Source organism: Muricauda sp. MAR_2010_75, from assembly GCF_000745185.1.
Lineage (GTDB): Bacteria > Bacteroidota > Bacteroidia > Flavobacteriales > Flavobacteriaceae > Flagellimonas.
Genome location: NZ_JQNJ01000001.1, coordinates 297,165 through 318,682, shown reverse-complemented (window position 1 = coordinate 318,682; position 21,518 = coordinate 297,165). Strand labels below are relative to the sequence as shown.

At 41.7% G+C, this 21,518-nt stretch carries 21 protein-coding genes; 13 read left to right on the top strand and 8 right to left on the bottom strand.

Features of this window, described 5'->3' with window-relative positions:
• Positions 1–45: 45 nt before the first annotated feature.
• Entirely contained in the window at positions 46–894 is an 849-nt protein-coding gene (gene purU / locus FG28_RS01540) for a formyltetrahydrofolate deformylase (protein ID WP_036385990.1), read from the bottom strand.
• Positions 895–1,036: 142 nt separating this feature from the next.
• On the opposite strand from purU, the gene FG28_RS01535 reads away from it, so the two are divergent.
• Positions 1,037–4,495, top strand: a complete 3,459-nt coding sequence (locus tag FG28_RS01535; protein WP_036379353.1) for a methylmalonyl-CoA mutase family protein — start codon at positions 1,037–1,039, stop codon at positions 4,493–4,495.
• Between the two features lie 7 nt (positions 4,496–4,502).
• Here FG28_RS01535 and FG28_RS01530 read toward each other — a convergent pair whose 3' ends face one another.
• On the bottom strand, positions 4,503–4,904 hold the full coding sequence (locus FG28_RS01530; RefSeq protein ID WP_036379351.1) for a hypothetical protein: 402 nt from the start codon (positions 4,902–4,904) through the stop codon (positions 4,503–4,505).
• 122 nt (positions 4,905–5,026) lie between these two features.
• Here FG28_RS01530 and FG28_RS01525 point away from each other — a divergent pair, with 122 nt between their 5' ends.
• Complete coding sequence (locus FG28_RS01525) at positions 5,027–5,479, top strand: Lrp/AsnC family transcriptional regulator (RefSeq protein WP_036379350.1); 453 nt, start codon at positions 5,027–5,029, stop codon at positions 5,477–5,479.
• A gap of 66 nt (positions 5,480–5,545) precedes the next feature.
• Positions 5,546–6,961: a hypothetical protein gene (locus tag FG28_RS01520; RefSeq protein WP_036379349.1), complete on the top strand. Its 1,416-nt coding sequence runs from the start codon at positions 5,546–5,548 to the stop codon at positions 6,959–6,961.
• Here the strand turns inward: FG28_RS01520 and FG28_RS01515 are convergent.
• Positions 6,948–7,682 carry a DJ-1/PfpI family protein gene (locus FG28_RS01515; RefSeq protein ID WP_156102174.1) on the bottom strand — a complete coding sequence of 245 codons (735 nt, stop codon included), beginning with the start codon at positions 7,680–7,682 and terminating at the stop codon, positions 6,948–6,950. The genes FG28_RS01520 and FG28_RS01515 overlap by 14 nt on opposite strands.
• Positions 7,683–7,744: 62 nt before the next feature.
• Here FG28_RS01515 and FG28_RS01510 point away from each other — a divergent pair, with 62 nt between their 5' ends.
• A complete protein-coding gene (locus tag FG28_RS01510) occupies positions 7,745–8,383 on the top strand; it encodes a DUF1684 domain-containing protein (RefSeq protein WP_036379344.1) in 639 nt (212 codons plus the stop codon).
• A 62-nt stretch (positions 8,384–8,445) separates the two neighbouring features.
• Here the strand turns inward: FG28_RS01510 and FG28_RS01505 are convergent, their stop codons facing one another.
• The 4 genes from FG28_RS01505 to crcB all read right to left on the bottom strand — a co-directional run bounded on the left by FG28_RS01505 (position 8,446) and on the right by crcB (position 11,935).
• On the bottom strand, positions 8,446–9,504 hold the full coding sequence (locus FG28_RS01505; RefSeq protein ID WP_036379342.1) for an outer membrane beta-barrel protein: 1,059 nt from the start codon (positions 9,502–9,504) through the stop codon (positions 8,446–8,448).
• Between the two features lie 135 nt (positions 9,505–9,639).
• Positions 9,640–10,920, bottom strand: a complete 1,281-nt coding sequence (locus FG28_RS01500; protein ID WP_036379338.1) for an ammonium transporter — start codon at positions 10,918–10,920, stop codon at positions 9,640–9,642.
• Between the two features lie 32 nt (positions 10,921–10,952).
• Positions 10,953–11,291 carry a P-II family nitrogen regulator gene (locus FG28_RS01495; protein WP_036379337.1) on the bottom strand — a complete coding sequence of 113 codons (339 nt, stop codon included), beginning with the start codon at positions 11,289–11,291 and terminating at the stop codon, positions 10,953–10,955.
• A gap of 269 nt (positions 11,292–11,560) precedes the next feature.
• The gene (gene crcB, locus FG28_RS01490; protein ID WP_036379335.1) at positions 11,561–11,935 is read right to left on the bottom strand and encodes a fluoride efflux transporter CrcB; all 375 of its coding nucleotides are present in this window, start codon (positions 11,933–11,935) and stop codon (positions 11,561–11,563) included.
• Positions 11,936–12,473: 538 nt separating this feature from the next.
• Here crcB and FG28_RS01475 point away from each other — a divergent pair.
• Positions 12,474–12,860 carry a nucleoside triphosphate pyrophosphohydrolase family protein gene (locus FG28_RS01475; RefSeq protein WP_036379330.1) on the top strand — a complete coding sequence of 129 codons (387 nt, stop codon included), beginning with the start codon at positions 12,474–12,476 and terminating at the stop codon, positions 12,858–12,860.
• A 30-nt stretch (positions 12,861–12,890) separates the two neighbouring features.
• Here the strand turns inward: FG28_RS01475 and FG28_RS01470 are convergent, their stop codons facing one another.
• Positions 12,891–13,958 carry a branched-chain amino acid aminotransferase gene (locus tag FG28_RS01470; RefSeq protein WP_036379328.1) on the bottom strand — a complete coding sequence of 356 codons (1,068 nt, stop codon included), beginning with the start codon at positions 13,956–13,958 and terminating at the stop codon, positions 12,891–12,893.
• A gap of 106 nt (positions 13,959–14,064) precedes the next feature.
• Here FG28_RS01470 and FG28_RS01465 point away from each other — a divergent pair, with 106 nt between their 5' ends.
• From FG28_RS01465 to FG28_RS01430, 8 genes are all read left to right on the top strand, one after another.
• Positions 14,065–14,535: a DUF4920 domain-containing protein gene (locus tag FG28_RS01465; protein WP_036379326.1), complete on the top strand. Its 471-nt coding sequence runs from the start codon at positions 14,065–14,067 to the stop codon at positions 14,533–14,535.
• Positions 14,536–14,537: 2 nt separating this feature from the next.
• A complete protein-coding gene (gene mnmD / locus FG28_RS01460) occupies positions 14,538–15,200 on the top strand; it encodes a tRNA (5-methylaminomethyl-2-thiouridine)(34)-methyltransferase MnmD (protein WP_036385987.1) in 663 nt (220 codons plus the stop codon).
• Positions 15,201–15,337: 137 nt separating this feature from the next.
• Positions 15,338–16,300 carry a TIGR01777 family oxidoreductase gene (locus tag FG28_RS01455; RefSeq protein ID WP_036379324.1) on the top strand — a complete coding sequence of 321 codons (963 nt, stop codon included), beginning with the start codon at positions 15,338–15,340 and terminating at the stop codon, positions 16,298–16,300.
• A 132-nt stretch (positions 16,301–16,432) separates the two neighbouring features.
• Positions 16,433–17,008, top strand: a complete 576-nt coding sequence (locus FG28_RS01450) for a nucleotide exchange factor GrpE (RefSeq protein ID WP_036379323.1) — start codon at positions 16,433–16,435, stop codon at positions 17,006–17,008.
• A gap of 6 nt (positions 17,009–17,014) precedes the next feature.
• Positions 17,015–18,133, top strand: coding sequence for a molecular chaperone DnaJ (gene dnaJ, locus FG28_RS01445; protein WP_036379320.1), 1,119 nt, complete (start codon positions 17,015–17,017; stop codon positions 18,131–18,133).
• A gap of 183 nt (positions 18,134–18,316) precedes the next feature.
• On the top strand, positions 18,317–19,255 hold the full coding sequence (locus tag FG28_RS01440; RefSeq protein WP_197062535.1) for an ABC transporter ATP-binding protein: 939 nt from the start codon (positions 18,317–18,319) through the stop codon (positions 19,253–19,255).
• Positions 19,245–20,588: an ABC transporter permease gene (locus tag FG28_RS01435; RefSeq protein WP_036379318.1), complete on the top strand. Its 1,344-nt coding sequence runs from the start codon at positions 19,245–19,247 to the stop codon at positions 20,586–20,588. Before FG28_RS01440 ends, FG28_RS01435 begins: the two co-directional genes overlap by 11 nt.
• 3 nt (positions 20,589–20,591) lie before the next feature.
• Positions 20,592–21,479: a mechanosensitive ion channel family protein gene (locus FG28_RS01430; RefSeq protein ID WP_036379316.1), complete on the top strand. Its 888-nt coding sequence runs from the start codon at positions 20,592–20,594 to the stop codon at positions 21,477–21,479.
• Positions 21,480–21,518 lie beyond the last annotated feature (39 nt).

The following is a 21,518-nucleotide window of genomic DNA, read 5'->3' as shown; positions in this document are numbered from 1 at the left end:
AAATTTACTTAGAAACGGTAAAAAATCGGTTTTTATTCGATAGAATTAAGCGAAAATAACCGTCTTGTTATTGTAGACCATGGTTTTTCGGGCCACATGAAGCTGTACTGCACGGGAGAGCACAATCCGTTCCAAATCCCTTCCTTTGGCAATAAAATCCTTAATGGAGTGCGAGTGGGAAACTGCCGTAACGTCCTGTTCAATTATCGGCCCGGCATCCAATTCCGAGGTCACATAATGACTGGTGGCCCCAATAATTTTTACCCCGCGTTCAAAAGCTGCATGATAAGGTTTTGCACCCACAAAAGCAGGGAGAAAGGAATGGTGGATATTGATGATTTTTTGCGGATACACATCAATCAACTTTGGAGATACTATCTGCATATATCGGGCCAATACAATGAAATCTACCTCGTGTTTTTTGAGCAATTCCAGTTGTTTCTCTTCTGCTTTTTCACGAGTGTCCTTGGTCACCGGAACATGATAGAACGGAATCTGAAACTGCTCCGCCACATACTCCAAATCCCTATGATTGCTCAGAATAAAGGGAATATCCACGGAAAGCTCTTCAGAATTATACCTGCTTAAAAGATCATACAAACAATGGTTGTATTTGGATACAAAAATGGCCATTTTGGGACGGTAGGCACCCAAATAAATATCCCATTCCATTTGAAACTGTTGGGCCAATTCTTGCTCAAACCCATTTTTAAACTCCTCCAGTGAGACTTCTTTTTCAAACTCACTTTCCAAACGCATGAAGAAAACCCCCACTTGTTTGTCCACGTGTTGATCTAGATAGACAACATTCCCCTCTTGCTGATGAACAAAAGTGGTTACGGACCGTATAATGCCAGATTGGTCAGGGCAATGGATGAGTATGGTAAGCTTCATAATACAATTTTGGCCGAGTAAAATTAGGGTATTCAAAAAAGGAACTCCAAGCTTTTTCAATTTTTTGTAATATCCTGAACAAAATCTAATTTGACTTGCATTTTCTGTAAATTGCAGGGCGAAAACAGACCTTTTATTGCAAATGGAACAACTAAAACCTTACAAGCCCAAACATAAAATCAGGATAGTGACAGCTGCTTCCCTTTTTGACGGACATGATGCGGCTATCAATATTATGAGACGTATCATTCAAGCCACTGGGGTTGAGGTGATTCATTTGGGCCATGATAGGAGTGTTGCCGAGGTGGTGGACTGTGCCATTCAGGAGGATGCCAACGCCATTGCCATGACCTCCTACCAAGGCGGGCATAACGAGTACTTCAGATATATGTTCGATTTGCTGCAGGAAAGAGGGGCGGGGCACATCAAAATTTTTGGCGGCGGCGGCGGTGTAATTCTCCCAGAGGAAATCAAGGAGTTGATGGACTACGGGATCGAACGGATTTATTCCCCCGATGACGGAAGGCAAATGGGACTTCAGGGAATGATCAATGATTTGGTGGAACGATGCGATACTGCGGTTCCCGATTTACAAGTTCCGAAAGGGAAAAAGTTGGAAGATTTACTGGCAAATAAAGATTCAAATACCATTGCTCGATTGATTTCCCTTGCTGAAAACCGACATTCAGCATTTGAAAAATATCAAAGTGGGATTCAAAATGGTCAAGGTTCAGTTCCGGTTCTTGGTATTACAGGTACCGGGGGCGCTGGAAAATCAAGTTTGGTGGATGAACTGGTGCGCCGTTTTTTAATTGATTTTCCCGAGAAACATGTGGGCATCATTTCCGTGGACCCCTCCAAACGAAAGACGGGAGGGGCTTTATTGGGAGACCGAATCCGAATGAATTCCATCAACAATGATCGGGTGTACATGCGATCCTTGGCAACGCGTCAATCCAATTTGGCCTTGTCCAAGCATGTTTCCGAAGCGGTCCAAGTGCTCAAGGCGGCACAATACGACCTGATAATCCTGGAAACCTCAGGAATAGGGCAATCCGATACTGAAATCTTGGAACACAGTGATGTGTCGCTTTATGTAATGACCCCTGAGTTTGGCGCGGCTACGCAATTGGAGAAAATTGATATGCTGGATTTTGCGGATTTGGTGGCCATCAATAAGTTCGATAAAAGAGGAGCGTTGGATGCCCTTCGCGATGTTAAAAAACAATATGCCCGCAACCATGGATTGTGGCATGCCAATGAAGATGATCTGCCTATTTACGGCACCATTGCCTCCCAGTTCAACGACCCAGGAATGAACAGCCTCTATAAAAAGGTGATGGATACGTTGGTGGAAAAAGCGGGCTCCAGTTTGGTTTCCCATTTTGAGGTGAGTGAGGAAATGGCGGAGAAAATCTATGTTATTCCACCTTCACGGACCCGTTATTTATCTGAAATAGCAGAAAACAATCGCTCTTATGATATCAAATCAGAGGAGCAATCCAAAATTGCACAGCAGCTATATGGCATTTTCATTACCCTAACCTCCATTTTGGACATGGAATCGGAAAAGTCAGAGAAACTTATTTTGGATAAAACCGGTTTGAACGAGGATGCGGTTTTTTCAAAAATCAAAAATGATGAAGAAAAGACTTTGGCCGGTTTGCTGATCAAGGAATTCGATAAAATCAAAATGAATTTGCTGCCCCAAAATTGGGATACCCTTTTAAAATGGCAGGAAAAAGTCAATCGGTATAAATCCGATGTGTATTCCTTCAAGGTACGCAACCGTGAAGTCAATATAAAAACCCATACGGAATCCTTGTCCCATAGCCAGATACCCAAAGTGGCCTTGCCCAAGTACAAGGCGTGGGGTGATATTCTCCAGTGGATATTACAGGAAAATGTACCAGGTGAATTTCCCTACACGGCCGGATTGTATCCGTTCAAACGGGAAGGGGAGGATCCCACCCGAATGTTCGCGGGTGAAGGCGGCCCGGAACGTACCAACCGGCGGTTCCACTACGTGAGTTTAGATATGCCCGCCAAGCGATTGTCCACTGCATTTGATTCGGTGACCCTTTACGGAAACGACCCAGACCACAGACCTGATATTTACGGAAAAATTGGAAATGCCGGAGTATCCATTTGCTGTTTGGATGATGCCAAAAAGCTCTATTCTGGATTTGATTTGAGCAATCCCATGACCTCGGTGAGTATGACCATCAATGGCCCGGCGCCCATGTTGCTGGGCTTTTTTATGAATGCCGCCATTGACCAAAATTGTGAGAAGTACATCAAAGAAAATGATCTGGAAGGTGAGGTAGAAAAGAAGATTGAAATCCTGTATAAAAAGAAAGATGTACCTCGTCCTACCTATTTTGGTAAACTTCCCGAAGGGAACAACGGACTGGGTTTGTTGCTTCTAGGTGTTACAGGAGACCAAGTGTTGCCCCAAGAGGTGTATGCCAAAATCAAGGGAGAAACCTTAAAACAAGTTCGAGGTACAGTGCAAGCCGATATTTTAAAAGAGGACCAAGCCCAGAACACTTGTATTTTTTCCACGGAGTTTGCCTTGAAATTGATGGGGGATGTGCAGGAATATTTCATTGAACATCAGGTTCGGAATTTCTACTCGGTTTCCATATCGGGCTACCATATCGCTGAGGCAGGAGCAAACCCCATCACGCAATTGGCCTTTACCCTTTCCAATGGATTTACCTATGTTGAGTATTATTTAAGCCGGGGAATGGACATCAACAAATTTGGTCCCAACCTGTCTTTCTTTTTTTCCAACGGAGTAGACCCAGAATATGCGGTTATCGGTAGAGTGGCCCGAAGAATTTGGGCGAAGGCACTTAAGGAAAAATACGAAGCGGACCCCAGGGCCCAAATGCTCAAATACCATATTCAGACATCGGGGAGGAGCCTTCATGCCCAAGAAATCGATTTTAATGATATAAGGACAACACTTCAAGCACTTTATGCCATTTATGATAATTGCAATTCCTTGCACACCAATGCTTATGATGAGGCCATTACCACGCCTACGGAAGAATCGGTACGGAGGGCCATGGCCATCCAATTGATTATTAACAAGGAGTTGGGACTGGCCAAAAATGAAAATCCTATTCAGGGTTCATTTATCATTGAAGAACTTACGGATTTAGTGGAGGAAGCGGTGCTGTTGGAGTTTGATCGAATTACGGAACGGGGCGGTGTGTTGGGTGCTATGGAAACCATGTACCAACGTTCCAAAATTCAGGAAGAAAGTTTGCACTATGAAACCTTGAAGCATTCCGGGGACTATCCCATTATTGGGGTAAACACCTTTTTAAGTTCCAAAGGGTCGCCCACCATTTTGCCAGCAGAAGTTATAAGGGCCACTGAAGAAGAAAAGAAGAATCAAATCAAAACCTTACAAAATTTACATCAACGGGAAAAAGCTAGGGCCGAAAAGCAGTTGAAGGAATTGCAGCAAACTGCAATCAACAATGAAAATATCTTCGACAAATTGATGGAAGTGACCAAGTATTGTTCATTGGGACAAATTACCAAAGCCTTGTTCCAGGTTGGGGGGCAGTACAGAAGAAATATGTAAAAGGGTGTTAGTCGTTTCTGTTATGAAAGGACTTTCTCCATTTTTTAAAGGAAGTTCTGAATATTTTGATTTCCCTTCGGAGCAGGTTGAGGTATTCCTTTTCCTTGACACCGTCACGTTCCAGACCATTGCAGTAGGCTAGGATATTTCGTGTCATGATGTTGATGAAGGTCAAGCTCCTCATCCGTACAGAATAGGAATTGCTCAGGGCCGCTTGCTCCACCTCTTTGGTAATGAGGGAAGCATCATTCAGCAATGATGCAGTGATGTCATCTCGAAAGCTATCAATTTTTCGCCACGACAGTTTTTCCCTGTTATGTGAAAAATAAGTGGCTACAGCTTCGCTCATATCGCGAAGCGCCAGCGATTTTCGGTAAACAACCAAAGAATTAAGAGAATTTCTCTCCATGTTTTCAAAGCAATTTTGAATTATAAAATTACATACGAAATGAAAATTTTGACTTTAGCTTTAAAATTAGAAAATAGATTATACCTTTAAATTGAAATTTTTAAAGGCTAATTTCTTTAGATATGAAGATAGATGCACTTAATTGGCAAATTTTAGATCACTTACAGAAAAATGCAAGGGAATCCTTTTCCCATATTGGTCGTGAAGTGGGTCTTACACCACCTGCCGTAGCAGAGCGTGTAAAGAAGATGGAGGACTTGGGAATCATAGAGGGTTATGGTGCCAAAATTTCCTATGTGAAGGCTGGTCACCAGTTTAAGGCGATTATTATGCTACGGGCCTTTATGGGGAAACTCAAACCTTTTTTGGACAAGGTGAAATCCCTTCAGGAAGTGGTGAATTGTTACCGAATCACAGGGAATGAAAATATTATCATGGAGGTAGTGCTCCGCGATCAATCCCATTTGGAAAAGTTTATCGATGAACTTATCGTCTACGGTGAATGCAGGACCCATATTGTGCTGTCCAATGTGGTAGCCCACGCCCCCATCAAAAGTGGAACGCAAGGAAAATAAATTCCATTAACTTTATATGACCGGAACACAGTTTTGTTTTGGCCAGATTTTTGCTATGATAGAATTATGAAAAAAAAACAGCTACTATTTTTGCTCTCCCTAGTTTGTTTAACTTCTGCTTCGGCACAACAGATGGTTCTTAAAAAAGGGGAGATCATGGACTCCATCCCTGTCCAAGATTCCATACCAAGTTCATATTCGTTGTATTTGCCCAGAGATTTCACTACCGAAAAAAAGTGGCCTTTACTCCTTGTTTTTGACATGGAAGGCAAGGAGAGACAGGCAATTTCCATATTTGTAGGCCCTGCGGAAAAGGAGGGTTATATTTTGGCGGCACCAAAGGTGAAAGACACGGTATCATTGACCAATAATATGATTGTGACCAACAATGTGTTGGAGGAAATCGTGAATTTATTGCCCATTCAAAATGGACGGATATATACCGCAGGTGCTTCCGCTGGGGGACGTTTTGCTGGTCTGGTTCCCATTTTTATCAGAGGGGTGAACGGTGCCATTTCCATGGGTGCTTCATTGACCAATACTGATTTATTGAATGTGAGACGTCCTTTTCACTTTATTGGTATGGTCAGCAAAAATGATTACAACTACACTACCATGTTGGACGATGAGAAAATTCTGGACCGCTATAAGTTTCCAAATCAGGTATTGTTGCACGATGCAAAGAGCGCATGGCCAGAGGTGACGTATCTACAAAAAGGACTGCAGCTGTTTACCCTGGCCGCCATGGGGAGAAATTTAATTCCGAAGGACTCCTTGTATGTGGAAAACGCATATGATGAAGATGTGGCCAAGGTGAATCTTTTGAAAAATTCGGGCCAATTAATTTGGGCGGAGCAGTACATGGGAGAAATGATGTCTATGTACGGTGCCCATAAAAACCTGGATTCCCTGCGGGAAGTTCAAAAAGAATTGCGTCGGGACAAGCAGTTTAGGGCCATGCGTCGCGCTGAAAATGCGGCCATTTCAAAAGAGATATTGCTCAAAGAGAATTATCAATATGATATGGAAGAAGATATGTTTGCGCACAATTTCAAGAATTTGGGCTGGTGGAATTACCAGATGACCGAGCTGGATAAGTTTATCAATGGATCCAATATCCATGAACAGGAAATGGGGCATCGCTTGATCGGATTTTTAAATGCTCTTGCTGAAGATAATATTGAGCTCGTACGGTCAGGACAGGTAATTGACGAGGATGCTTTGGCCTTTTTGTATATGCTCAAAACTATTTTAGAACCGGAAAACTTTGAGTTTTACTTGAAGACCATTTCGCTTAGCGCCAAGAACGAAGATTTTGGAACGGCTTTGTTTTATCTAGAGGAAGCCTTTAAAAATGGCTTTAAGGATAAGGACAAGTTATATAGTCTGGAAGATACCGCACTACTGCGAATTACTCCGGAATTCAACAAAATGGTGGAAAAGTATTTGAAAGATGCGCGTTACGACATTATTGAGCAATAAACTTGGGAACATCTTCCAGATTCCAATCAATGACCAATCCGCCTGCGATGGACTGGGCAATCTCCGTTCCATATAAGTATTCACAGAGATAAAGAGCGGCTTCAAAACTTTTAGCCCCTCCAGCGGAGGTAATAAACTTCCCGTCATGGACAAAAAGAACACTGTCTTTAACGCTTAGTTGGGGAAACATCTCTTTATAGGTTGGGACATCACTAGGGAAAGTGGTGGAGGCCACTTCATCCAACAGTCTGGCTTTGGCCAAAACAAAGGCGCCATCACAATGTGAAGTGACAAAAAGGGCGTCCTTGGCCACTTTTTTTACAAAATTCAGCATAACCGTGTCCTTTAAATCCGTATTCAAGTGGTGTTCGGCGCTGGGTACGACCAAAATATCAATTTTGGGGATAGAGTCTTGGGTGTAATCAAAATCCGGGAGGATTCGGATACCTTCAAATGAGGTAATTGGCTCCAGAGTATTGGCCACCGAGAACGTGTTCATAGCCTTGATGCCTTCGCGGTATTGGGTATGCTGAAAAATATCAAAAGGAGCGGTGAACTCGGTATTGTATACTCCGTCCATGATCAAAAAGGCCGTGTTGTATCGGTTGGGGTGTATTGCTGGCAACCTTCGTTCTATGGTTTTTTGGTTGTCTTCGGATGCTTTCTTTTCTGAACATGCAGATAGAAAGATGATTATACACGATAGGAGTAAGTTTTTCATCATAATAACACTAAGGTAGCATTAAGAATGATTTCTGCTACTTTTGCTGTAAAATTACACCTATGAAATATCCAGTTTTGGTCTTTGTTTTGTTGATACTTTCCTGCGGAAGAGGTAAAAAATACCATGATGAGACAACAGTAGAACAGCCCCAATCACCCTTGGTGGCCGATATTTTGGATTTTCAACAGGAACTGAACGAGAGTTTTAAGGATCCTGAGACCTCGCCGTTACCCGATAGATACCGAAAGGAATTTGAGACATTGGATTTTTTTGAACCGGACACATCCTATGTGGTCAAGGCCAAGTTTGTGCGTACTCCTGATGCCGTACCCTTTTTAAATCCTACTACCACTGATAGGAAAACAGAAGAGGTGGTCTATGGTATAGCCCATTTTACATTAAATGGAGAAGAACACCAATTGGAAGTGTATCAAAGTTTGGGTTTGTTGGATCAGGAAGGATACGAAGACTATTTATTTTTGCCTTTTTTGGACGATACCAACGGAAATGAAACCTATGGCGGCGGGCGCTATATAGATTTGAACATTCCTGAAGACGATACGTTGGTCATTGATTTTAACAAGGCGTATAATCCGTACTGTGTATATAATAAAAAGTACTCCTGCCCTCTAGTGCCAAGGCAAAATTATTTGAGAACTAATGTGAGAGCAGGAGTGAAAAACTTTTTGAAAGACTAAAAAAGCCTTAATCCCGAGGGAGTAAGGCTTTCTATTAGCATTAAAAATTAAATTTCTTGGGCCTAGAAAGAGTAGATAGCAGCAAACAATACAGAGGCCAAACTTCCAGTTGGCATTCTATCATTATCAATGAACGCATCTTCAGAAGAGCTATCCAATCTTATTTCAGGTTTTAGAATCAAATCACCAATGGTGGCACTACCGGTCAAGGTGAGTGCGAGAACGCTTGCATCTCCGTCAGCATCGGACCCAATACTGGCAGCATCTCCAAAGAAATCTCCAGTCATAAAGTACTCACCTCGAAGACCAATGGTAAAGGTTTCGGACGTGGCCAATTGAGGATAAAGAGCAACTCCAGTAAAGGAACCGCCGTCATCTTCAGCACTAAAGTGTGCAGCATTGATTCCCAAGAAGAAATCTTCTGATAAATCAAATCCGCCAGTATAATCTACTTCAAACCCACCTTGGCTATACAAGAAGTTCAAGAATTGTCCTGAGTATCCCAACTGTGCACCTACAGCATAATCACCAGTACCGTTCAACTCGGTCAAATCGGTTGGGTTCATTACAGCCAGCATGGCAGACCAGTCGCTTCCCAAGTCAAAATCAGCTTTCAAACCTGTATGGCTAAAAGGTCCGTAAGAGAATAGATAAGAAGTACTATAGTTAAAGTTGGCCACTGGAGAGATAACTTCATATCCCAAGAAGGTGTTGAAGTTACCGAAGGTCAAGGTTACGGCATCACTTACATTCCAGTATACATACAATTGGTTAACGATGTCGCCAGTTGCAGAATACATTGGAGAAGCAAAAATGGCGTCTGTACCTCTTGGACCGAAGACCAAATCAGCTACAAAACCAACTTTTTCACCTTCGTAAGCAGCAATAACGTTGGCCATACCCAAGGCAAAACCATCCAAGTTTGCAAAAGAAGAACCAGGAGCAATGGCTTCTTCACCATTAGGAGCTGTTAAGTTGCTTCTATAATAGGCATCTACGGAACCACTGAAACTAAATTTTGGTGATTCTTCCTCTTCCTGGGCAAAAGCACTTACTGAAATCAATGCCAATGCGGCGAAAGCTAATTTTTTTACGAAATTTGTATTTATAATCGTTTTCATATCATAATCATTTTAAGTTGTCCTTGTTTTGAGGACAGAGTTGTTTAAAATTGTGAGTTGTGTTTGAAAAGGTTATTCAACGGAGCGTTTGGCAGAACGCTCCGTTTCCTTTTATATGAGTTGTGTTTTTGAATTTTATTTGTCCTGTGAAATGTGCTCAGGATAGGCTTCAATACCATGTTCATGGATATCCAACCCTTCAACTTCTTCTTTCTCAGAAACACGAAGTCCAATGGTTTTCTTTAAGATGAACAGTACAATGAAGGTTGCCAACGCAGCCCAAAGGATATAGCTCAAAGAACCATAAGTTTGTACCCATAGTAGTTTGGCACCACCTCCGTAGAACAATCCACCATCCAAGGCGAAGAATCCGATTAGGGCAGTTCCTAGGAAACCACAGGTTCCGTGTACTGAAATAGCACCAACGGGATCATCAATCTTCAATTTTTTGTCGATGAACTCGATGGACAATACCACCACAATACCACAAATCAATCCTATGGCCAAGGCCCCCCATGCGTTTACAGCACCACATCCGGCGGTAATACCTACCAATCCGGCCAAAGCACCGTTCAAGGTCATGGAAATATCGGCTCTACCATATTTGGCCCATGTAAAGAACATTGCGCCAATGGCACCAATGGCCGCAGCTAAATTTGTGTTAATGATTACGCTGGAAGCGGCAATGGTGTCATCACCTCCCCAAGCCAATTGGGAACCTCCGTTGAATCCGAACCATCCCAACCAAAGGATGAATACCCCAAGGGCACCAAAGGTCATATTGTGACCTGGAATTGCTTGTGGTTTTCCATCCACGTATTTTCCAATTCGTGGCCCTACCAAAATAGCGGCAACCAAAGCGGCACCACCACCAACGGCGTGAACTACGGATGAACCTGCAAAATCGATGAAACCAGCGGTGTTCAACCAAGCATCATCGTCAAATGGCCAGTACCAGCTACCAGAAATAGGGTAGATAAGGGTGGTCATCAAAGCGGAGAAAATCAAATAGGTAGAAAATTTGGTTCTACCGGCGATTGCTCCAGATACAATGGTAGCTGCGGTTGCGCAGAACACGGTCTGGAAGAACAGGTTGTACCAGTCTGTTGCACTGAAAAAGAAATAGCCCTGCTCTGCGGGACTGGTTCTAAAAAATCCTCCGCCAACAAGTCCGCTACCGTACATGATACCATAACCAACGGCCCAGAACATGACCGAACCAACGGCCAAATCCATTAGGTTTTTCATAATAATGTTACCCGAGTTCTTGCTACGGGTAAAACCTACTTCCACCAACGTGAATCCTGCTTGCATAAAGAAGACCAAAATGCCCGCGATCAATATCCACAATGCGCCCATATCGCCAGTGATGGCTTCTACGGCTTTATCTATTGCTTCTTGTTCTTGTAAAATCATAATCTAAGTTTTTAGAGTTTTTGGTTATACTTTTAATTGATTCCAGCACTACCGCTTTCCTTGGTCCTGATTCTGTACGCCTGAATCACATCTGAGACGAAAATTTTCCCATCTCCCACATTTCCTGTGCCTGCTGTGTCCAATAATACGTTCACGGTCTTGTCCAGAAAGTCATCGGATACCACGATAACCAAATACCTCCGCTGTATATCACTGGTACTATAGGAAATACCACGATACACATGTCCTTGTTTCTCATTTCCAACTCCCGTTACATCCCAGTAACTGAAGAAGTTAACCTCAATTTGATGGAGGGCTTTTTTCACCTCATCAAATTTGGATTTTCTAATAATTGCCTCGACTTTTTTCATAATTAAGTAGTTAATTGATCTCTCAAATATATGGTAATTCACACTAGACCATAAAAAAATGGAGGGTATTGATGGAATTTTTATGGTTATAAAAAAAATACCCCACATATTTTAGGGGTATCGGATTTTAATCTATTGTTTGTTAAAAATATTTTGATTTTTTCTTAACATTTAGATTATATGCATTATGATTTCACACCAAAATCATCGATTTCAATAATTTATGTTTAGTTTTTAACAAAAATTAACTACAAAAATGAAATTTATAACTATTCTCCAAGCTTAGAGAGCCATAATCCTAAGACAACGGCCAAAACGCCAACGACAATACTGGAGATCATGTAAATAGAGAAGTGAATAAGTTCGCTGTTCTTCAGAAGAAAATGTTTTTCGAACGCAAAAGCTGAAAAAGTTGTAAAACCGCCACAAAAACCAGTAGCCAAAAAAAGTGTACTATTATAGGATAGGATATTGCCTCTAGAAGATAGGCCTAAAATCAAACCTATTAAAAGGCATCCTATAATGTTTACCAAAAAAGTTCCCAAAAAGAAATTCGAGGATAGAAGATTTAAGGGTTTGGAAATCAAGAAGCGAAGAACACTTCCAAATCCCCCACCCAAAAAAACAAGAAAAGCCTGTTTCATACCCTAAAGGTACAAACTATACCGCTTCCTTGTATTCGGTTTCAGAGCTCTCGCGGGGGAAGAGTTTGGTAATTGAGGTCTCCGAAATTTTTTGAATTGGTTTTCTAAACCTTTCGCCAGCACCGTTGACGCTAAAAATCAACAGAATTGCATTAATAGCAAGCAAAATGAAAAGAATGCTTATGAATGTTGTCATTTATTGTGCTAAATTAATGTTAAACAAAAGTACGGGTTTTCCTATACTATACGAATCAAAGTAGTATTAAAGTTGTGAAACCCATCATTTTTGTGGCGAACGCAATGGTGGTGTTAATTTTTAAGAAAGTGCTTAATTAAGAACAGGAAAATTATAAAAGTCACAAAGGAAACCAAGATCCAGATAACACCTTTGTAGTTTTTTCTGTGCAGTTTTTTATCCTTTTTGTATGAAAAAGAGATGATTGCAATAAATACAACCAAAAAAAGCGCTGCAAAAATTAACTGCCCGGTGCTGAACATATTTTATATTTTTACGCAAAGCTAAATCAAAATACCTGTAATGGAAAGTAAAATAAAAGCGGTGGAACTATTTCACAATTCCTTTGGTCTAGGCGTTTCGCATGAACCCGTGGCCAATTTGGGCAAGGAAAAGAACCAATTGCGGTTCAATTTAATGGATGAGGAGAACAAAGAATATTTGGAAGCTGCCAATGAGGGAGACTTAATTGAGGTGGCCGATGCCTTGGGCGATATGCTATATATTCTTTGTGGGACCATCTTGGAACACGGTATGCAATACAAAATTGAGGAGGTCTTTGAAGAAATCCAACGGAGTAATATGAGCAAACTGGGTGCTAATGGAAAACCTATTTATCGTGAAGATGGAAAAGTACTAAAGGGTCCCAATTATTTTAAACCGGACATTCAAACCATAATGGACAAATAAAAAAAGCACCTTAAGAGGTGCTTTTTTGTTTTAGACAACTTCGTGTCGCCATCCAAATTTGTCTTCCGCTCTATTATATTGTATATCGGTGATGCGTTTTTTCAACAATGAAGCATAGCTGTCCTCCATTTCCGGGAGGTCGTAATCCACCCCTTCATACCCAAAGGCCGATATGGGCGATACCACTGCAGCAGTGCCTGCGCCAAACATTTCTTTTAAGGAACCGTTTTTGGCAGCTTCAACAATTTCCTTCACCGAAATCTTGCGAATCTCGGTCTTGATACCTTCATCCTCTGCAATGTCCAATATACTTTTTCGGGTAATCCCATCTAGGATACGATCATTGGTGGGGGCCGTCAATAAGGTGTCATTAATGCGAACAAATACGTTCATGGCACCGGCCTCTTCAATAAACTCATGGTTATTGTCATCGGTCCAAATCACCTGTTGGTATCCTTTTTCGGCAGCCAAACGGGTTGGGTAAAACTGTCCTGCGTAATTTCCGCCGGTCTTGGCAAACCCTACACCTCCATTGGCAGCACGTGAATATTGTTTTTCAATCAATACCTTTACCTTTCCAGAGAAATAGGAGCCAGAAGGGGCTAAGGCTATAATGAATTTATACTCGTCAGCGGGCGAAGCATGAAAACCATTGCCCGATGCAAACATGAAGGGTCGAATATATAAGGAACTGCCAGCACTCTGTGGAATCCATTGGCTATCCACTTGCAAAAGCGTAGTGAGTCCATCCATAAAATAAGATTCGGGTAGTTCTGGCATGGCCATTCGTTTGGCCGATTTGTTGAGGCGCTTAAAATTTTCCAAAGGTCTAAATAGCCACACACTGCCGTTCTCGTCCTTGTATGCCTTCATTCCTTCAAAAATAGATTGACCGTAGTGGAATATTTTTGAAGATGGATCCAGTGTAATGGGTTGATAAGGAACTACCTTTGGAGCTTCCCACTGTCCATTTTTATAATCACAGACGAGCATGTGGTCGGTATAAATGCTTCCAAAGGAAAGGTTGTCAAAATCAACATCCTTAATTTTTGATGTCTTTGCTTTCTCGATCTTTACGTTGTTCATCACTGCTTCCATATCAATAACTTTTGGAAGGTTAAAATTAGCTATTTATCGCTAGTTTTTGTTATTTCATGTTTGTAATTTCAATTCTTGCCGAAGAATTTTGAAAAAGCTGGTAAAAATGAGACCTTTTAACATATATCCTACCGTTTTTTTACTGTTTTTGCTAAATCTGATAATGGCCCAAGAAACCGCAGAGGGAAATTATTATGGTGAAGCGTTCACTATTTCAGATGGAATCCAACAAAATGGGTCCGTTTTTAACCAATTGGCTGTTACAGATACTATAATGACCCAAGTGAAAGATGAAATTAGGGAGGTCTGTCAAGCCAAAGGTTGCTGGATGAACGTTGCTTTGGATTCCGGGGATGAAGTTTTCGTAAGGTTTAAGGACTATGGCTTTTTTGTGCCGAAGGATGCTGCCAGTAAAACGGTATTTATGAACGGGCTGGCCTTTTTGGAAGAAATGTCGGTAGAGGACCAAAAGCACTATGCAAAGGACAGTGGCGCTTCGGAAGAAGAAATAGCCCAGATAACGGAGCCGGCACGCATACTTCGTTTTGAAGCGGACGGTGTGCTCATCAAAGATTGAGTTTGAAGCGAAGGATAATCACAACGGGCGATGGCTCAAAGACCATCCAAATTGAGGATTGGGATGAACAGTACCACTCCAAACACGGGGCTATACAGGAAGCTTATCATGTTTTTATTGAGCACGGGCTTAGGTTGTTTAAAAATGACCACATTCACATCCTTGAAATAGGTTTTGGGACAGGATTGAACGCCTTTATTACGTTTTTGGAAGCTCAAAAACAGTATCTCACTGTAGATTATGTTGGGGTAGAAGCGTTCCCAGTTTCCTTGGATGAAGTAAACGAATTGGAGTATTGTTCACAACTCAATGCAAATGACCAACAATACATATTTGAAAGAATGCACCAATCGCCTTGGGAAGAGCACGTATCCATTTCTAATGACTTTTCGCTGTTAAAACAAAAGAAGGATTTTCGGGAAATAAGAGATACAGATTTGTTCAACCTTGTCTATTTTGATGCGTTTGGTGCCCGGGTACAACCCGAACTTTGGACCGAGGAAGTCTTTGAAAAAATGTTCCGAGCCTTAAAGAGTGAGGGTGTTTTGGTGACTTATGCGGCAAAAGGCAGTGTGCGAAGGGCTTTACAGGCTGTAGGCTTTACTGTGGAACGCCTGCCCGGACCACCTGGTAAACGGGAAATGCTCAGGGCCATCAAAAAATGATATATTGCCAATGTTGTGTTAAGAACTTTGGCTGAAATACTCTTAAAATCATATAAACTTTAAACATTTGTGTTAAACCTAAATTAATGCCTCAGATACAGTCACTTAAACCTGTAAATTTGTTACAAAATGATTGTATGAAGGTGTTGATAACAGGGGCGACGGGTTTAGTTGGACAAGCCATTGTGCGAGTCTTGCATGACCAAGGCATTGCCGTAAATTACTTGACTACCCAAAAGGATAAAATATCCCATTCGGATACATACCAAGGTTTTTATTGGAATCCCAATAAAGGGAAAATCGATTTGGAGTGTTTCAAAAATGTGGGGGCAGTTATTAATTTGGCAGGGGCCAGTATTGCCAAACGTTGGACCCCGGTTCGAAAAAAGAAAATACTTTCAAGCCGAATTAATAGTCTTCGAACTTTGTACAGAGGTATGGAGCAAGTAGACATATCATTGATGGATTCATTTGTTTCGGCGTCGGCCATTGGAATCTATCCCCATTCCCTCTCCAAGTTTTATGATGAACATGAAACAGAAGTGGATGATAGCTTTGTGGGCGAAGTGGCCCAAAAGTGGGAAAAAGAAGTGGATGCTTTCAAAAAGTTCGACATAAATGTTTCCAAGGTTCGGATTGGTATTGTGCTGTCCAGGGAAGGCGGCGCTTTACCCCAAATGGCCGCACCCATCAAGAATTTTGTTGGTGCACCTTTGGGCAATGGCGATCAATGGCAATCTTGGATACATATTGAAGATCTGGCCCAAATGTTTGTGTTTATTCTAGAAAATAATTTAAAAGGTACATACAATGCCGTGGCCCCAAATCCTGTCACCAATGCCAAAATGACCAAGGAATTGGCCCGAGTCATGGACAGACCTTTATGGATGCCCAATGTACCAAAGTTTGTGCTGAAGATGCTCTTGGGAGAAATGTCGTATTTATTGTTTTCCAGCCAACGGGTAAGCAACAAAAAAATAGAAAAAGAGGGATTCAGTTTTCAATACCCCAATATTTGTGTGGCCCTTGAAGAGTTGTATGCTGAAAAAAGTGAAAAGGAAAACGCATCCATGGAATCGGCAAAAAAGGAATTCGTTTAATTGCAGACAACTGTGTACAATCAAAATGAAATCCGCTCAGGCGGATTTTTTTATGTTTTGTGGTGACATTTTGACATTTTTGGACAATTGGCAGTACTTTTGCCACTTCAAAAAAGAATAAAATAAACGTATATGAGCAAGAAAAGTAAGGTTGAGGAAATGGATGAGGCAACACAAGATGCCCAAACTGTTGAAAATCCTGAGCTGAACGAAGAACATATAGATGCAGAAAACGCAACCGGGGAAAACGAGGAAATTTCTGTGGAAGATCAGTTGCGAGAAGATTTGGCCAAGGAAAAAGACAAGTTTCTACGACTTTTTGCCGAGTTTGAGAACTTTAAAAGAAGGACTTCCAAAGAACGTATGGAGCTATTCAAAACCGCTGGGCAAGAAGTAATGGTGTCGTTATTGCCCATTCTTGACGATTTTGAACGAGCGCTAAAGGAACTGTCCAAATCTGAGGACAAAGAAATGTTCAAAGGTGTGGAGCTCATCAGCAATAAGTTCAAAGAGACCCTAAAGGCCAAAGGATTGGAACAGATAGAAGTTGAAGAAGGTGATACATTTGATGCTGAGGTCCATGAGGCCATCACCCAAATCCCTGCACCCAACAAGAAGATGAAAGGTAAGATCATTGATGTGGTCGAGAAAGGATTTAAGTTGGGTGAGCGTATTATTAGGCATCCAAAAGTGGTTGTTGGAAACTAAGATTATATGAAAGAGGATTATTACGAAATATTGGGAGTTTCAAAAGGTGCATCCGCGGCCGAAATAAAAAAAGCGTACCGAAAAAAAGCCATTGAATTCCACCCCGATAAAAACCCAGGAGATGCCAAGGCAGAGGAAATGTTCAAGAAGTCGGCCGAAGCCTATGAAGTATTGAGCAACCCGGACAAACGCGCCAAATATGATCAGTTTGGTCACGCAGCCTTTGATGGCAGCGGCGGTTTTGGCGGCGGAGGCATGAACATGGAGGATATTTTCAGCCAGTTTGGAGACATCTTTGGCAGTGCTTTTGGCGGCGGTTTCAGTGGATTTGGCGGATTTGGCGGCGGCGGACAACGTCGGGTCAAAGGGAGCAATCTCCGTATCCGCGTAAAACTGACTTTGGATGAAGTGGCCAATGGGGTTGAAAAGAAGGTGAAGGTCCGTAGAAAAGTTCAGGCCGAAGGGGTGACCTACAAAACTTGTCCCACCTGTAACGGAAGTGGTCAAATTACCAAGATTACCAATACCATTTTAGGTCGAATGCAAACGGCTACTACCTGTACCACCTGTGGTGGTTCCGGTCAAACCTTAGAAAATAGACCTGCTGGGGCCGATGCCCAAGGGTTGAAAGTTGAGGAAGAAACCGTTTCCATTAAAATTCCACCAGGTGTGGAAGATGGCATGCAGTTAAAGGTGGCCGGAAAAGGTAACGGGGCACCTGGGAACGGAATTCCAGGGGATTTGTTGGTGGCCATCGAGACCGTTGAGCACGATACCCTAAAAAGAGAAGGCGACAACCTGCACTACGATTTGTACGTGAGTATTTCCGAGGCGGTTTTGGGCTGTTCCAAAGAGATAGATGCCGTGGGAGGAAAGGTCCGCATTAAATTGGAACCCGGAATACAGTCTGGAAAAATATTGCGATTGCGCGGCAAGGGAATCACTAGTATCAATGGGTATGGTAGTGGAGATTTGTTGGTGCACGTGAATGTGTGGACCCCAAAAGAACTGAATAAGGAGCAAAAAGAGTTTTTTGAGCGTATGCAGAACGATGAAAATTTCATCCCAAAGCCCGAAAAATCAGATAAATCCTTCTTTGAAAAAGTAAAAGATATGTTCTCATAACAATAAATTTTATTCTGTTTAAATAAAAAACGTATATTTGAGACTGATGTTGGGTGACCAATATCTAATTTTCTTTTTCATAGCAATTTTTTTCCCATCCTTGATTTTTTTAAGGGTGGGTTTTTGTTTTTAAGGGATAAGGGTCTTATTGACCAATTACATATCTTTGAAAAAATAGTTTACATGGATCATATCCTTGTTGCCAAAAATGTTTCCAAAACATACGGGAACTATACTGCACTGAGCAACATTTCACTTAACATACCTAGAAATTGTATTTATGGTCTTTTGGGGCCCAATGGTGCCGGAAAAACCTCTTTTATTCGCATTATTAACCAAATTATCTACCAAGATTCCGGTGAAATTTTGTTTGATGGCGAATCTTTGGCACCAAAACATATATCCCTAATAGGGTATCTTCCGGAAGAACGTGGTCTTTACAAAAGTATGAAGGTGGGAGAGCAGGCATTGTACTTGGCCCAGTTAAAAGGATTGTCTAAAACGGAAGCAAAAACCAGATTGAAATATTGGTTTGACCGTTTGGACATTGGCGACTGGTGGAACAAAAAAGTTCAAGAACTTTCCAAGGGTATGGCGCAAAAAGTGCAGTTTATTGTCACTGTGCTGCATCGACCCAAATTATTGATTTTTGATGAGCCCTTCAGTGGTTTTGACCCCATTAACGCCAATATCATCAAAGACGAGATTTTTCAGCTAAAAGAACAGGGCACTTCCATTATATTTTCCACCCATCGGATGGAATCGGTGGAAGAACTCTGTGAGTACATAGCACTGATCCATAAATCGGAAAAAATATTGGATGGGAAACTATCCGACATCAAAAAAGCCTACAAGAACAACATTTTTAATGTTGGACTTCAGGTGCAACAAAATGAGGAGAGCTTGATGAAAACTTTGGAGGAAAAGTTCAACATTATGGCTCCAAAGTTTGACGGTTTGGAAAATCAATTGGATTTTAAAATTCAGTTGCCATCAGAAGAAACCGCAGAAGTTTTGGCCGAATTGTCAAAAATGGCCAACGTGAACCGTTTTGAGGAAACCATCCCTTCCGCCAACGATATTTTTATTCAAACCGTAAACAATAAGGACAATGGTAGGTAAGCTCGGTTTGATCATAAGGCGGGAGTATTTGGCCAAGGTGCGGAACCGCTCTTTTATTGTAATGACGATTTTGAGCCCATTGTTGATTGTGGGCATGATTGTGCTTATTGCGTATCTCACCAAGATAAACTCCGATGAGGTTAGGGTGATTTCCGTGCTCAATGAAAGCAGTTTTTTTCAGCATCAGTTTAAGCCAGCAAAGGGAATTTCGTACCTCTATCTGGATGGGCTTACCTTGCAAGAAGCCAAAGATTCTACCAATGTACTTGGGTATGATGGACTGTTGTACCTACCCAATGAAAAAGATGTGGAGCAAGTGGCAAAGTCAGCCTATTTCTATACAAAGGATAATCCCAATACCAATGTGATTCAACAATTGGAATCGGTTTTTCAAAGGCAATTACGGCAAGACCGATTGGAAAAACTTGGAGTCTCATCAGATCAGTTCTCCAAAATTGAGCAACCTTTTGACCTTCAATTGGCCACTTTTGATGGGGAAAGAAATGTAAAGGGCATAAATGAAATCAAAGCGTTCATTGGAGGGGGATTTGGCTACGCCATAATGATGTTCATTATTATTTATGGCGGTTTTGTTATGCGCAGTGTGATCGAAGAAAAGACCAGCCGGATTATTGAAGTGATCATTTCTTCCGTAAAGCCTTTTCAATTGATGTTGGGAAAAATTATTGGCACCTCATTGGCGGGAATCACGCAATTTACCATTTGGCTCATCTCGGCCTCTGTTTTGCTATTATTGGCCGTTACTTTTTTGGGGATAGATTTGGGGGAGCTTTCGGGCAATTCTGCAATGCCTTCCGGTGCAATGCCTGGCATGTCTCAATACGCGGCCATGGACAGTGATATGATGATGTACGCACGGGAAATATTGGATATCCCGTGGACCCTTTTAATTGTCTCTTTTTTCATTTATTTTGTATTGGGGTATTTGATCTATAGTTCCATTTATGCGGCCATTGGCGCTGCAGTGGACAATGAAACGGATACGCAGCAGTTTATTTTTCCCATAATATTACCATTGATGTTGGCCATTTATGTAGGTTTCTTCTCGGTTTTCAGCAATCCACATGGCCCTATTGCTGTTGGGTTTTCGTTATTTCCCTTAACTTCACCTATTGTAATGCTCATGCGCCTTCCTGGAGGGGTGGGAGAAGGTGGAGTACCGCTGTGGCAGTTATTGTCGTCCATAGGATTGCTTATATTGACCTTTTGGGGAATTGTATCGCTGGCATCGCGGATATACAAGGTTGGCATCTTAATGTATGGCAAGAAGCCCACGTATAAAGAATTGGTCAAATGGTTAAGATATAAATAGGACATGCAGGACGGTGCAAAAGAAATAAAGAAAATCATTGAAAAGGATATCTGGGGGTCCATCAAGGATTTCTTGGACTTGGGATTCCACATTGGAACAGGGGAAAAAGCCATCCATTTAACGGTTGGGTTATTGTTGCTCCTGACCTTTGCCCTTTTTGCGACCAATTTTATACTGAAATGGCTTCGGCATTTGCTCACTCGCAAGATGGAACGGGAAGACAAGCAGAAGTTTGTCAGTATTTTTAAGTTCATCAACTATGTGGTCTACTTGGTGGCCGTTCTGGTAACACTCAGTGCTGCCGGGGTGGACATTACCTTGGTCATAACCGCCTCCGCCGCCCTTTTTGTTGGTTTGGGACTGGCCTTACAGGAACTTTTCAAGGATATTCTTGGGGGCATCTTTATTATTGTGGACAAATCCTTGCAAGTGGGCGATATTGTTGAGGTTGATGGTAAAGTAGGAAAGGTCTTTGAAATAAAACTGCGAACAACCCGGGCCATTACCAGAGATGATAAGGTATTGATTCTGCCCAACCACAAGTTTATCAGCGACATTGTATATAACTATACCCAAAACCACAAGACAACCCGTGAAAGTGTAAGTGTTGGCGTGGCTTATGGTAGTGATGTGGATTTGGTAACCCAGATTTTGCAACAAGTGGCGGCAGAGCAAAAACAAGTACTTAAAAATCCTAAACCTTTTGTACTTTTTGATGACTTTGGGGATTCGGCCCTTGTGTTTTCCATTCACTTTTTCACCAATGACAGTTTTAGCGACCCCAAGATAAAAAGTGAAATGCGTTATAAAATCAATACAAAATTCAAAGAAAATAACGTTACCATACCGTTCCCGCAACGCGACGTACATATTTTTCAGCAAAAACCCTAAGAAAATAAAAACCGTACTATACCATACTGCAACCAGGGG

Bases quoted from the DNA above. Each gene is read 5' to 3' on its own strand.
- crcB (WP_036379335.1), bottom strand. From the start codon at position 11,935: ATGAAACAGGCTTTTCTTGTTTTTTTGGGTGGGGGATTTGGAAGTGTT.
- FG28_RS01535 (WP_036379353.1), top strand. From the start codon at position 1,037: ATGGAACAACTAAAACCTTACAAGCCCAAACATAAAATCAGGATAGTG.
- FG28_RS01470 (WP_036379328.1), bottom strand. From the start codon at position 13,958: ATGGAAGCAGTGATGAACAACGTAAAGATCGAGAAAGCAAAGACATCA.
- FG28_RS01520 (WP_036379349.1), top strand. From the start codon at position 5,546: ATGAAAAAAAAACAGCTACTATTTTTGCTCTCCCTAGTTTGTTTAACT.
- FG28_RS01525 (WP_036379350.1), top strand. From the start codon at position 5,027: ATGAAGATAGATGCACTTAATTGGCAAATTTTAGATCACTTACAGAAA.
- FG28_RS01475 (WP_036379330.1), top strand. From the start codon at position 12,474: ATGGAAAGTAAAATAAAAGCGGTGGAACTATTTCACAATTCCTTTGGT.
- FG28_RS01530 (WP_036379351.1), bottom strand. From the start codon at position 4,904: ATGGAGAGAAATTCTCTTAATTCTTTGGTTGTTTACCGAAAATCGCTG.
- dnaJ (WP_036379320.1), top strand. From the start codon at position 17,015: ATGAAAGAGGATTATTACGAAATATTGGGAGTTTCAAAAGGTGCATCC.
- FG28_RS01515 (WP_156102174.1), bottom strand. From the start codon at position 7,682: ATGAAAAACTTACTCCTATCGTGTATAATCATCTTTCTATCTGCATGT.
- purU (WP_036385990.1), bottom strand. From the start codon at position 894: ATGAAGCTTACCATACTCATCCATTGCCCTGACCAATCTGGCATTATA.
- FG28_RS01430 (WP_036379316.1), top strand. From the start codon at position 20,592: ATGCAGGACGGTGCAAAAGAAATAAAGAAAATCATTGAAAAGGATATC.
- FG28_RS01465 (WP_036379326.1), top strand. From the start codon at position 14,065: ATGAGACCTTTTAACATATATCCTACCGTTTTTTTACTGTTTTTGCTA.
- FG28_RS01440 (WP_197062535.1), top strand. From the start codon at position 18,317: ATGGATCATATCCTTGTTGCCAAAAATGTTTCCAAAACATACGGGAAC.
- FG28_RS01500 (WP_036379338.1), bottom strand. From the start codon at position 10,920: ATGATTTTACAAGAACAAGAAGCAATAGATAAAGCCGTAGAAGCCATC.
- FG28_RS01505 (WP_036379342.1), bottom strand. From the start codon at position 9,504: ATGAAAACGATTATAAATACAAATTTCGTAAAAAAATTAGCTTTCGCC.
- FG28_RS01510 (WP_036379344.1), top strand. From the start codon at position 7,745: ATGAAATATCCAGTTTTGGTCTTTGTTTTGTTGATACTTTCCTGCGGA.
- FG28_RS01495 (WP_036379337.1), bottom strand. From the start codon at position 11,291: ATGAAAAAAGTCGAGGCAATTATTAGAAAATCCAAATTTGATGAGGTG.
- FG28_RS01455 (WP_036379324.1), top strand. From the start codon at position 15,338: ATGAAGGTGTTGATAACAGGGGCGACGGGTTTAGTTGGACAAGCCATT.
- FG28_RS01435 (WP_036379318.1), top strand. From the start codon at position 19,245: ATGGTAGGTAAGCTCGGTTTGATCATAAGGCGGGAGTATTTGGCCAAG.
- FG28_RS01450 (WP_036379323.1), top strand. From the start codon at position 16,433: ATGAGCAAGAAAAGTAAGGTTGAGGAAATGGATGAGGCAACACAAGAT.